The organism is Variovorax sp. P4_D9, from assembly GCF_056401695.1.
Window position 1 is genome coordinate 1 of the sequence record NZ_JBFUIU010000240.1, and the last position, 11,806, is coordinate 11,806.

Annotated in this window: 12 protein-coding genes and 3 pseudogenes; 12 read left to right on the forward strand and 3 right to left on the reverse strand. The window is 67.1% G+C overall.

Annotated elements, in window-relative coordinates:
- The first annotated feature begins 109 nt into the window (after positions 1–109).
- From AC1DY5_RS24205 to AC1DY5_RS24245, 9 genes are all read left to right on the forward strand, one after another.
- Complete coding sequence (locus AC1DY5_RS24205; protein WP_478115481.1) at positions 110–1,792, forward strand: class I adenylate-forming enzyme family protein; 1,683 nt, start codon at positions 110–112, stop codon at positions 1,790–1,792.
- Positions 1,789–2,553: an enoyl-CoA hydratase/isomerase family protein gene (locus tag AC1DY5_RS24210; RefSeq protein WP_478115483.1), complete on the forward strand. Its 765-nt coding sequence runs from the start codon at positions 1,789–1,791 to the stop codon at positions 2,551–2,553. Before AC1DY5_RS24205 ends, AC1DY5_RS24210 begins: the two co-directional genes overlap by 4 nt.
- Positions 2,546–3,295, forward strand: coding sequence for an SDR family NAD(P)-dependent oxidoreductase (locus AC1DY5_RS24215; RefSeq protein WP_478115485.1), 750 nt, complete (start codon positions 2,546–2,548; stop codon positions 3,293–3,295). The genes AC1DY5_RS24210 and AC1DY5_RS24215 overlap by 8 nt, the downstream gene beginning before the upstream one ends.
- Positions 3,296–3,417: 122 nt before the next feature.
- Positions 3,418–4,584: an acyl-CoA dehydrogenase family protein gene (locus AC1DY5_RS24220; protein WP_478115487.1), complete on the forward strand. Its 1,167-nt coding sequence runs from the start codon at positions 3,418–3,420 to the stop codon at positions 4,582–4,584.
- A gap of 25 nt (positions 4,585–4,609) precedes the next feature.
- On the forward strand, positions 4,610–5,485 hold the full coding sequence (locus AC1DY5_RS24225; protein ID WP_478115489.1) for a 3-hydroxyacyl-CoA dehydrogenase family protein: 876 nt from the start codon (positions 4,610–4,612) through the stop codon (positions 5,483–5,485).
- A gap of 4 nt (positions 5,486–5,489) precedes the next feature.
- Entirely contained in the window at positions 5,490–6,146 is a 657-nt protein-coding gene (locus AC1DY5_RS24230; RefSeq protein WP_478115491.1) for a 3-hydroxyacyl-CoA dehydrogenase family protein, read from the forward strand.
- A 24-nt stretch (positions 6,147–6,170) separates the two neighbouring features.
- Complete coding sequence (locus AC1DY5_RS24235; RefSeq protein WP_478115493.1) at positions 6,171–6,587, forward strand: Zn-ribbon domain-containing OB-fold protein; 417 nt, start codon at positions 6,171–6,173, stop codon at positions 6,585–6,587.
- A 14-nt stretch (positions 6,588–6,601) separates the two neighbouring features.
- A complete protein-coding gene (locus AC1DY5_RS24240; RefSeq protein ID WP_478115494.1) occupies positions 6,602–7,780 on the forward strand; it encodes a thiolase C-terminal domain-containing protein in 1,179 nt (392 codons plus the stop codon).
- Between the two features lie 33 nt (positions 7,781–7,813).
- Entirely contained in the window at positions 7,814–8,287 is a 474-nt protein-coding gene (locus AC1DY5_RS24245) for a MaoC/PaaZ C-terminal domain-containing protein (protein WP_478115496.1), read from the forward strand.
- A 69-nt stretch (positions 8,288–8,356) separates the two neighbouring features.
- On the opposite strand, the pseudogene AC1DY5_RS24250 reads toward AC1DY5_RS24245, so the two are convergent.
- From AC1DY5_RS24250 to AC1DY5_RS24260, 3 pseudogenes are all read right to left on the reverse strand, one after another.
- Positions 8,357–8,572 (reverse strand): annotated as a pseudogene (locus AC1DY5_RS24250) (enoyl-CoA hydratase-related protein); the annotation flags it as partial.
- A gap of 79 nt (positions 8,573–8,651) precedes the next feature.
- A pseudogene (locus AC1DY5_RS24255) lies at positions 8,652–8,699 on the reverse strand (hypothetical protein); the annotation flags it as partial.
- 122 nt (positions 8,700–8,821) lie between these two features.
- A pseudogene (locus AC1DY5_RS24260) lies at positions 8,822–9,235 on the reverse strand (hypothetical protein); the annotation flags it as partial.
- Between AC1DY5_RS24260 and AC1DY5_RS24265 the strand changes: the two are divergent.
- From AC1DY5_RS24265 to AC1DY5_RS24275, 3 genes are all read left to right on the forward strand, one after another.
- A complete protein-coding gene (locus AC1DY5_RS24265; protein ID WP_478115498.1) occupies positions 9,225–9,395 on the forward strand; it encodes a hypothetical protein in 171 nt (56 codons plus the stop codon). The pseudogene AC1DY5_RS24260 and the gene AC1DY5_RS24265 sit on opposite strands and share 11 nt — an antisense overlap.
- Positions 9,396–9,427: 32 nt before the next feature.
- Positions 9,428–10,291, forward strand: a complete 864-nt coding sequence (locus AC1DY5_RS24270) for an NUDIX hydrolase (RefSeq protein ID WP_478115500.1) — start codon at positions 9,428–9,430, stop codon at positions 10,289–10,291.
- Positions 10,292–10,407: 116 nt separating this feature from the next.
- Positions 10,408–11,661 (forward strand): ISAzo13 family transposase, encoded by a 1,254-nt coding sequence (locus AC1DY5_RS24275; RefSeq protein WP_478115502.1) that lies wholly within the window; start codon positions 10,408–10,410, stop codon positions 11,659–11,661.
- The last annotated feature ends 145 nt before the right edge of the window (positions 11,662–11,806 follow it).

Genomic DNA, 11,806 nt, shown 5'->3' on the forward strand with positions numbered 1-11,806 from the left:
AGCCAAGACCGCCCCTCTTACCCCCTCTCCCGCTGGCGGGAGAGGGCTGGGGTGAGGGCCTGCGGCGGTCGAGGCCCCAGTTCGTTTCATTCGTCGCGGAAGGACCGCCATGTCTCACCTGTTGACCCTGCATGACCCCGCCTGCGCCCGCGAGAACTACCTCTCGGGCGTCTGGCAGACCGACACGCTCTATTCGCTGGCCCGCCGGCATGCGACCGAGCGCAACAGCGACCATGCCCTGCGCGACGGTTCAAGGCGGCTGACCTGGAGCGCGCTGGTCGCCTGGGTGGACGCGGTCGCCGCGGACCTCCATGGCGCGGGCCTGCGCCGCGGCGATCGGGTCTCGATCTGGCTGCCCAACCGGCTGGAGAACGTCGTCATCCTGCTGGCCTGCTCGCGCAACGGCTACGTCTGCAACCCTTCGTTGCACCAGAACTACACCGTCGCGGAGATCGTGACGCTGCTCTCGCGCATCGATTGCCGCGCGTTGTTCGTGCAGCCCGGCTGGGGTGCGGACGCCGCCACCGCCGACGTCTTCGCGCGCGCGCAGGAGCTGAGACCCATCAAGCGCGTCTATGCGCTGCCGGCGCTGCGCGCGGGCGATGCGCAGATGCCCGCCGGGGCGCATCCGATGCCGATGCCCGCGTCGACGCTGCGCCTGTCCGGCTCCTCGCCCAGTACCCATCCCGACCAGATCGTCTACCTCGCCTTCACCAGCGGAACCACCGGCGCCCCCAAGGGCGTGATGCACAGCGACAACACCTTGTTGGCCAACGGCCGGTCGATGGTCGCGGACTGGAACCTCAACGAGAAGACCGTGCTCCTGACCCTCAGTCCCATGAGCCACCACATCGGCACCGTCGCGCTCGAACAGGCGCTGGTGGCGGGCTGCGAACTTGTCATGCACGACGCCGCCGCGGGCGTCGCGGCGCTGGACTGGATCGAGCAAACCGGCGCCACCTACGTCATGGGCGTGCCCACGCACGCCATGGACCTGCTCCACGAACTGGGCAAGCGCGGCGCAACGCGGCTCGGTGCGGTCAAGGTCTTCTATATGGCCGGCGCTCCGATCCCCACCGAAACCGCGCGCCGCCTGATGGCTCTCGGCGCGAAGCCGCAGAACGTCTACGGCATGACCGAGTGCGGCTCGCACCAGTACACCAAGCCGGCCGATCCCATGGACGTGATCACCGGCACCTGCGGCAAATCGTGCGACGGCTACGAGATCCGCTTGTGGGACCCCGACAACCCCGACCTCGAAGCCAAGCCCGGCGAGGTCGGCGAGATCGCGGGCCGCGGCGGCCTGCTGATGCTCGGCTACTTCAACAACCAGACCGCGACGGAGTCCTCCTTCAACAGCAGCGGATGGTTCCTGAGCGGCGACCTCGGCCGCTTCGACGAGCATGGCAATCTCGAGATCGTCGGCCGCAAGAAGGACCTGATCATCCGCGGCGGCCACAACATCCATCCCGCGCACATCGAGGAATATGCCCATCGGCATCCGGGCGTGAAGAAGGCGGCGGCCTTCGGCGTGGCCGACGACCGGCTGGGCGAGAAGGTGTGCCTCGCCGTCATCGCGCAAGACAGCCCGCCGGCCGCCGACGAGCTGCTCCAGCATTTGGCGCGCGAAGGACTCTCCAAGTTCGACATGCCCGAATTCTTCGCCATCGTGCAGGAGTTCCCCCTCACCGCCAGCGGCAAGATCCTCAAGCGCGAGCTGGTGGAATGGGTCGCCAGCGGCCGCCTGCAACCCGAACCCGTGCGCTACCGTGCGCAGGCCGACATCCAATGATCGAACTCACACGCGACGAGGAATTCGCCGTCCTCACCCTGCGCAGGCCGCAAGCGCTCAACGCCCTCAGCTTCGAGCTGATCGGCCAGATCGGCGAGTGCATCAAGCAAGCGGGTTCCTCGAAGGCGCGCGCTCTGATCGTCACCGGCGAGGGCGAGAAGGCCTTCTGTGCCGGCGCCGACATCAAGGAACTGCAGCAGCGCGGCCTTGCCGCGCAGCGCGAAGGCGCGGAACTCGGCCAGACCGTGTTCGCGCTGCTCGATCGCCTGTGCATTCCGTCCATCGCGCTGGTCAACGGCTTCGCCTTCGGCGGCGGCTGCGAGCTGGCCCTGGCCTGCACGCTGCGCATCGCCCTGCCCAACGCCAAGTTCGGGCTGCCGGAAGTCAAGCTGGGCCTGGTCCCGGGCTACGGCGGCACCCAGCGCCTGCCGCGGCTCGTGGGCCAGGGACGCGCGCTCGAGATGGTCATGACGGGTCGCACCGTGAATGCCGAGGAGGCCCTGGCCATCGGCCTCGTGAATCGCATCGTGCAGGCCCCCGGCCTGGCCGCCGCGAAAGCCTACGCCCGCGAGTTCAGCGGCTACGGCCTGCGCGCCTTGCAGTTTGCCCGCGAAGCCGTGCAGCGCGCGACCGACCTGCCCTTGCACGAGGGCTTGCGAGTCGAAGCGGACCTCTCCACGCTGGCGTACCGCACCCGGGACGCTGAAGAAGGCATGCAGGCCTTCGTCGAAAAAAGAAAGGCGGAGTTCCGCGATGAATGAACGTGAATGCATTGTCGTCACCGGCGCCAGCCGGGGCATCGGCGCGGCCATTGCGCTGGCGCTGGCCGAGCAGGGCCGCCATGTGGCCTGCCTCTCGCGCTCGGGCGCGCTGCCGGCGTGTCCCGGTGCGCCGGCCGAAGTGGCCGAACGCTGGATCTCCGCCAAGGCCGACGTCACCGACCCGGCTGCGCTCGCCGCGGCCCTGCGCAAGCTGGCGGACGAAGGCTGGCGCATCAACGGCCTGGTGAACAACGCAGGCGTGCACATCGACGCGCTCTCGGCGGAGATGTCGCTGGAACAGTGGCATCAGGTGATGGACACCAACGCGACCTCGGTCGTCACGGCCTGCCAGGCCGCTTACCCGCACCTCGTCGCCGCCGGCGGCGGGATGATCGTCAACATCGGCTCCTTCTTCGACAAGCTCGGCGTGAAGCGCAACCTGGCGTACTGCGCCAGCAAGGCCGCCGTCGGCGCCATCACGCGCTGCCTGGCCGTCGAATGGGCCGGCAAGGGCATCCGCGTGATGGACGTCGCCCCCGGCTACATCGTCACCGATCTCAACGCCGAGTCGATGGCCGAGAGCGGTCCGCTGCGTGCCTACCTCGACAAGCGCATCCCCGGCCGTGCACCGGGCTCCGCCGCCGACGTCGGTGCTCTCGTCGCGTCCCTCTTCACGCCCGCCGGCGGCTTCCTCACCGGCGAAACCATCTACATCGACGGCGGCCAAGGAATAGCACATTGAAGCTCCCCGCATGACTCACTCTCCCGCCCGCGGGAGAGGGCGGGGGTGAGGGCCAAAGCGGTCGAGCCCCCAACCCCTTCCATCCGTCGCGAAGCCGCCCAACGCCAAAAGCCACTCAAACCATGAACATCCTAGAAAGACTGGATTCCCGCCTCACCCTCGCCGACGAGGAGAGGATGCTGTTGGAGAGCGTGCAGTCCCTCGCCCGCAACCAGATCGCCCCGCGCGCCGAGCACTTCGACCGCAGCGCCGAATTCCCCTGGGACAACGTCAAGGCCATCAACGAGCTGGGCTTGAACGCCATGTTCATCCCCGAGGCCTACGGCGGCGCCCAGATGTCCTACACCGCCTACCTCGCCTGCGTGCGCGAGATCAGCAAGGCTTGCGCGGCCACCGGCATCATCTGGGCCACCAACTACCACGGCATGAAGCCGCTCATCGACTGGGGCACCGAGGAGCAGAAGCAGCGCCTGCTGCCCCGCATCGCCGAGGGCGGACTGGGCGCGCTGGCCATCACCGAGCCGGGTGCCGGCTCCGACGCCACCGGCATGCGCACCACCTTCCGCGAGGACGGCGACCAGATCATCGTCAACGGCGGCAAGACCTTCATCACCAACGGCGACGTCGCCGACCTCTACCTCCTCTTCGGCAAGTGGGAAGGCATCGCGGGCGCCAAGGAAAGCATCTCGGTGCTGATCCTGGAGAAGGGCACGCCGGGGCTGTCGGTCGTGCGCCTTGAAGACAAGATGGGCACGCGCGCCTCCAGCACCGCCACGCTGGCCTTCGACAACTGCCGCGTGCCGCGCGCCAACCTCATTGGCAACCCCGGCGACGGCCTCAGGATCCTCTTCGCCTCCTTGAACAAGTCGCGCCCCAGCGTCGCGGCGCATGCGCTGGGCATCGCGCGCGGCGCCTTCGAGGACGCCACCGCCTACATCAACGAGCGCAAGCAGTCTGGCCGCAAGATCCTGGAGTTCCAGGGCATCCAGTTCATGCTGGCCGACCTGGCCTCGGAGTTCGCGCTGGTGGAAAGCTGGCTCTGGCAGGTGGCCGGCTGGGTCGACGCCGGCGAGAAGGACTTCGGCATCGAGGCCTCGCTCCTGAAGATGCGCGCCAGCGACCTGGCCATGCGCATGAGCACCGATGCCGTGCAGCTGCTCGGCGGCTACGGCTACTGCAAGGACTTCCGCGTCGAGCGCCTGATGCGCGACGCCAAGATCACCCAGATCTGGGAGGGGACCAACCAGGTCCACCGCCAGCTGATCGGCCGCAGCTTCCTGCAGCGCTGAAGCCAAGCCATTCAAGGAGAAAAGCATGAGTGAAATCAAGACCATCGGCATCGCCGGCGCCGGCACCATKGGCGCGGGCATCGCCATCGTTTGCGCACGCGCGGGCTTCCGCACCCGCATGTTCGACCTGAAGCAGGACGCGGTGGACCGCGCCCGGACCCAGACCGAGGCCTTCCTGCGCAAGAGCGTGGAGCGCGGCAAGCTGGCCGCCGGGAAGCTGCCCGAGATCATGGGACAGTGGAGCGGGACGACCCGGTTGGAAGACTTCGCCGACTGCGACCTGGTGATCGAGGCGGTGTTCGAGAGCCTGCCGGTCAAGCACGACTTGTTCGGCAAGCTGAACGGCATCTGCGGGCCGCAAGCGATCTTCGCGACCAACACGTCGACCATCAGCATCACCGAGATCGCAGGCGGCTCGGGCCGGCCGGACCGCTTCGTGGGCATGCACTTCTGCCTGCCGGCGCAGCTGATGAAGCTGGTGGAGATGTCGCCGGGCCTGACCACCAGCGAGGAGACGTTTGCGCGCGCGTGGGCGGCCTGCGAGGCGATGGGCCAGAAGCCGGTCAAGACGCAGGACACGCCCGGCTTCGTGCTGAACTACTTCCTGATCCCGTTCAACAACGACGCCATCCGGCTCGTGGAGCAGGGGGTTGCGGAGCCTGCCGACATCGACCTCGCGATCAAGACCGGCATGGGCTATGCGATGGGTCCGATGGAATTGCTGGACCTGGTCGGCATGGACACCCAGAAGCTGCTGTGCGAGGCGATGCACGGCATCACGAACGAACCGCGTGCCGCGTGCCCGCCGCTCGTGAAACGCATGATCGCCGCCGGCTGGCTGGGCAGGAAGAGCGGACGCGGTTTCCACAATTACGCAGACAGCAAGATGTACGGAGCTTGAGGCCATGACCACCTATCGCATTCTTCGATCGGGCGACAGCCGCTCGTTTCCCGCAAGCCATCCCTTCCTCGAACAGGCGGACCCGCAGGGTGCTGGCTGGGTCTTCATCGGGCAGGAGGCGGGCACGGCCTTCGCGGAGGCCGGCGACCTAGGCGCGAGTGCCTTCGTCGCGATCGAGCTGGGCACCGAATGCCTGGGCGTGCACACCGGGGAGGACCGGGGCCGCGAGGGCTCGAACGTCGTCGGCTTCGCGCGCTTCCGCATGGGCCGCGCCGATCCCACGCCGCTGGTGGAGCTGGTGCGCCAGCCCCAGACGCGCGACGCCGCCATCGCCGCGGCCAAGGCGGCCTTCGAGGCGGCCGGGCTGAAGGTGGCGGTGTGCGGGGATTTCCCGGGGCGCATCGTGGACCGGCTGGTGCGGCCCTATCTCAACGCCGCGTTGCGCAGGCTGGACGAGAAGCTGGCGAGCGCGGAGGACATGGACAAGACGCTGTGCCTGGGACTGGGTTATCCGGAAGGCCCGATCTCGCTGCTGGAGCGCACGGGCTTGGCGGAACACCGTGACGTGACCCAGGCCTTGTACGAGGCGCTGGGCCAGGAACCRTATGCGCCGGCTCGCCGCGCGCAGGTCTCGAAGGCGCGCGAACGCCGCACCTCATAAACAAGATTCAACCGAGACAACAGCATGACCCAAGCCACACTTCCCCAACCGGTTGCCAACGCAGATTCGAAGCCCTATTGGGATGCCGCGCGCGAAGGGCGGCTCGTCATCCGCAAGTGCAAGGCCTGCGGCGAGCTGCATTTCATGCCGCGCCACCTCTGCCCCACCTGCTGGTCCGACGAGCTGGAGTGGGTGGGCGCCAAAGGGAGCGGCAGCGTGCACAGCTACACCATCGTCCGCCGCGCCTCGGACCCCACCTTCGCGCCGCTGGTTCCCTATGCGATCGCGCTCATCGACCTCGACGAGGGACCCCGCATGATGGCCAACATCGTGGGCGAGGATGCCCTCGCCACCCGGATCGGCGATCGCGTCGAGGTGCGCTTCGAGGACCGTGGCGACGACGGCGCCATGGTGCCGCAGTTCGCGCGCACGGCCGCCTGAGGAAGGAAACGAAAATGAAGACTCCCACATCGCTGAAGAACAAGGTCGCCATCGTCGGCGTCGGCGAATCCGACATCGGCAAGGTTCCGCATATGACGGGCCTGGGCCTCAACGCGCAGGCCGCGAAGCGAGCGCTCGACGATTCGGGCCTGAAAATCTCGGACATCGACGGCGTGTTGACCGCCTACTCCTTCACCGAGCCCTACTTCATGCTCGGCTCGGTGCTGTGCGAATACCTGGGCGTGAAGCCGCGCTTCAACGCCTCGGTCATCGCCGGCGGCGCCAGTCCCGCGATCATGCTGAAGCACGCGGCGGAAGCGATCGTTTCCGGCCAGGCCGAAACCATCCTGGTCTGCGCCGGCGAGAACCGCGCCACCGGCCTCACGCGCGATGCCGCCGTCTCGGCGCTGCTCGCCGTCGGCCATCCTTACTTCGAGCAGCCCTACGGCGGCTCGATCCCGGGCTACTACGCCATGATCGCCCAGCGCCACATGCACGTGTACGGGACCCAGCGCGAACAGCTCGCCCACGTGGCCGTCAACACACGGGCCCACGCCCTGCTGCATCCCAACGCGCACATGAAGAAGTCGCTGACGCTGCAGGACGTGCTGGACGCCAAGCCGATTGCCGATCCGCTGGGCATGCTGGACTGCTGCCTCATCTCCGATGCGGGCGGCGCCTTTATCGTCACCTCGGCGGAGCGGGCGCGCGACCTGAATGCCAAGCCCGTGTACCTGCAGGGCATCGGCGAATTCCACACGCACGAACACCTGATGTGCGCGCCCAGCCTGACCGAGTTCGGCGCCACCGAATCGGGCCGCACGGCCTACCAGATGGCGGGCCTCGGCCCGAAGGACATCGACGTCGCGGAGCTCTACGACTGCTTCACCATCGTCCCCATCATCGAGCTGGAGGAACTGGGCTTCTGCGAGCGGGGGGAGGGCGGCGCCTTCTTTGCCGACGGCCACGCGCGCATCGGCGGCAAGCTGCCGGTCAACACCCACGGCGGCATGCTGTCGCATGCCCATGCCGGCGCCGCCGGCGGCCTGTTCGGCATCGTCGAGGCCGTGCGCCAGCTGCGCGGCGGCCTGGGCGAGCGCCAGGTGCAGGGCGCCGAGGTGGCGCTGGTCCACAACGAGGGCGGCATCCTGTCCTCGCACTGCACCCTCATCCTGGCCAACGACAAGGGCTGAGACCCACACCCAAAGAAAAGACAAGGAACCATCATGACGACCTTCACTGCCGAGCCGCGCGGCCGCTACTTCGACGATTTCGAGATCGGCCAGGAGATCGTGACGCCCGCGCGCACGATCACCTCCACCGACATCGTCAACTTCGCCTGCCTGACGGGCGACTTCAACGAAGTGCACACCAATTTCGAATACTGCAAGACCACGCCCTACGGCGAGCCGGTGGCGCACGGCCCGCTGGTCTACGGGATCATGGGCGGCCTGCAGTACGCGAGCGGCATCAACGACGGCACCCTGCTCGGACTGCTGGGCATCGACCAGTGGCGCATGCTGGGGCCGGTGAAGCACGGCGACACCATCCGCGTGGTGCAGAAGGTGGTCGAGAAGAAAGAAACCAGCAAGCCCGATCGGGGCGTGATCACCTTCCTGCGACGATGCGTGAAGCAGGACGGCTCGGTGGTCCAGGAGATGAAGGCCACGCTGATGTACAAGCGCCGGCCGCAGGCCTGATTCCCTCGCCATGCCTTGCGTGTCGCGCTCCGCCGGTGGCTTTTGCACCTGCTCGATGGCGAAGCGCGAGGCCTGCAGCGACAGCGGGACGTTCTCGGCAATGGTCGCGGCGAGTTGGAGGGTGTCCGCCACCACATCCTCGGCCGCCAGCACCTCCACCAGGCCCATGGCAAAGGCCTCCTCGCCCGTGAAGCGGCGGGCCGTGTAGAGCATGAGGCGTGCGCGGGCCGGACCGACCAGGGACACCAGGCGCTCCATGGGCTCGAAGCCATAGGCGATGCCCATGCGCGCGGCCGGGATCGCGAAAACGTTCGCGCGCGGCGACCCGCAGGTCCGTGTGCAGCGCGACGTTGAGTCCCCCGCCCATGCAGAAGCCCTGGATGCAGGCGATGCCCGGCTTCGGGAAGCGCATGATCTTCTCGCGGCCGCGTGCGGTGATGCGGGTGTATTCCAGGTTGGCTTCCGCACTGCCGCACTGCCGCGCTGGCTCGCGAACTCGCTGATGTCGGCACCGGAAGCGAAGGCCTGGCCGCCCGCGCCGGCGAAGACGACAACGCGTACATCGTCATCGGCCTCGAAGCCGTCGAGCACGTCGCACAGGCCCTGCCACATCGACAGGCTGATTGCGTTGCGCTTCTCGGGCTGGTTGAACAGCACCACGCCGACGCGATCGACGCGCCCCGTGAGCAGTCTGCCTTCTGCGTAGCGGGCCACCACGCGCATCGTGTCTTCAAGTTTCCTTGCGTTCATGCGCGCATTCTCGATGCAGGGTGGATGGCCGGTAAACCTGCGATTCGTTGGCAGGCCAAACCGGATGGAAGAGGAGGGTGGTGGAGGGCGGGCATTCCAGCGTATGAGCAGTCCAAGAAACCATCGCTGGACGGTGGCCGCCGGCGCAGCGACCATGCGTTCCCTCCGAAATCGAACAGGAACTTCAATGACCGACATGAGTGAAGCGGCACGCGCCTCCGGCGCGGTGCGCGGCGAGGATTCGAGGCCGCTTCCGCTGGCCGGGCTGAAGGTGATCGACCTCACGCTGGCGCGGGGCTGGCGCGAGGCGGTGCAAATGACCACGCTGGCGGCGGAGCTGGGGTTGGAGAAGCAGTAGGCGCCTGGCGCGTGACTTGCTACGATGTATTCATGGATCTCGGCAACGGCAGTCCTTCATCTCCGCATCCCTCGGCGACAGTCCTGATGCTGCGCGACGCCTCGGCGGGACTCGAGGTCTTCATGCTCGAGCGCCACGGCCTGTCGGAAGTGCTGGGCGGCGCCTATGTGTTCCCCGGCGGCAAGCTGGACCGTGCGGATGCGGAGCTGGCCGGCATGCTCGGTCAGCCGGCTTCCGCCCTGCGCATCGCCTTGGCCGAGCCGGCGCTCGACGAGGCCCATGCGGCCGCACTGTACGTTGCGGCCATCCGCGAAACGTTCGAGGAGGCGGGTGTGCTCTTCGGCGCCGTAGGCCAGGAGGGCGTGAAGGCGGCGCAAGCGCTGCATCGCGCCGGACGTTCCTTCCGCGACGTGGCCGAAGCTCTCGGCGTCCCGCTGGCGGCGGCCAGCCTGCTGCCCTGGTCGCGCTGGGTCACGCCGTTGAACAGCGTGCGGGCGCGCAAGCATTTCGATGCGCGCTTCTTCGTTGCCGCCTTGCCGACGGGGCAGGAGCCGGCCCACGACCAGTACGAGACAACCGAAAGCGTGTGGCTGTCGCCCGCCACGGCCTTGCGCGAGTATTGGGAGGGCCGCATCCAGCTGGCGGCGCCGCAGATCATGAGCCTCGCCCAGCTCGCGCGCTTTCGCGACGTCGCAAACGTGCTCGACCATGCACGCCGCTGCACGCCGCTGCGCATCCAGCCTGAGGTGTTCCAGGAGGGCGGCGAGCAGGTGGTGTGCTACCCGGGCGACCCCCGGCATTCCGTAGCCGAGAGCGTGCTGCCCGGGCCGACGCGGCTGTGCTGGCGCAACGACCGCTACGAGCCTGAAGGCGGACTCGAAATGCTACTTGGCTGATTGCGGTTGGTCAGGCGCACGAAGGCAGAATACGCGCCCAAGGGTTTTTCCAGCTGGGGTTAAGGAACCTAGCAATAATAACTTGAACACTTTGTGCGAATGCCTATGATGCGCCGATGGATGCATTGGAGGCAATCGAAGCGAAGTACCAAGCGCTGTCGGGACGGTTGGATGAAGCCACGTTGCGGCTTTGGGTGGCCACCGAGGCGCGCAGTCTGGGCCGCGGCGGTGTGAGTCTCGTGGCGAAAGCTGCGGGCGTCTCGCGAACGACCATCTACGCCGGGCTGGCCGAGCTCGAAGCGGCGAGCATGGCCTCGAGGCAGCGAGGCGCGGCGTCTGCAACAGCGAGCGAAGCGGTACGCCGCGTTCGCGCAGTTGGGGGCGGACGCAAGCAGCTGATCGATCTGAACCCGGGGCTGTTGGAGTCGCTCGATGCGCTCGTGGAGCCAACCAGCCGCGGCGATCCGATGTCGCCACTGCGCTGGACCTGCAAGAGCACTACGCGGCTGGCCCAGGAACTCAACCTGATGGGGCATGCCGTCAGCCAGCGTACGGTGTGTGACCTGCTCGCGCGGCTGAACTACAGCCTGCAGTCGGTACGCAAGACCCGCGAGGGCTCGCACCATCCGGACCGCGATGCGCAGTTTCATCAGATCGCCAAAGTGGTGGCGCAGTACCAGAGGCAGCGCCAACCGGTGATCTCGGTGGACACCAAAAAGAAGGAACTCATTGGTGACTTCAAGAACGCCGGTCGCGAATGGCGACCCGCCGGCGATCCCGAACAGGTGCGCGTGCACGACTTCATTGACGCCGAACTTGGCAAGGTCAACCCCTACGGGGTGTACGACCTCACCGCCAATGAAGGCTGGGTCAGCGTGGGCATCGATCACGATACGGCCGAGTTCGCTGTCCAGAGCATCAGGCGCTGGTGGTTCGAGATGGGGCGGCCGCTGTATCCCAAGGCCAAGCGTCTATTGATCACCGCCGACTGCGGCGGCAGCAACGGCTACCGGGTGAGGCTTTGGCGCCTGCAGCTGCAGCGCCTGGCCGACGAAGTCGGACTGACCGTGCAGGTGTGCCACTTCCCGCCGGGCACGAGCAAGTGGAACAAGATCGAGCACCGGATGTTCTGCCACATCACCAACAACTGGCGCGGCCGGCCGCTGCTGACGCGTCAGATCGTCGTCCAACTCATCGGCAGCGTCACCACCGAGCAAGGGCTGCGGGTACGTGCCGAACTCGACGAGAACGTCTACGACTCTGGGATCAAGGTCACCGACGAAGAACTCGCGGCTGTGACGATCGAGCGCGATGAGTTCCATGGCGAATGGAATTACCGCCTTCGACCGAGGGCTCGTCCAATGACCTAAGTGTTCAAGTTATTCTTGCTAGGTTCCTAACGGGTTGCGATGCTGTTCTGTCACCTTGGCCGAGCTGCGTCGACCAAGCAAGCGTCTGCTCTCTCTCTCTCTCTCTCTCTCTCTCTCTCTCTCTCTCTCTCTCTCTCTCTCTCTC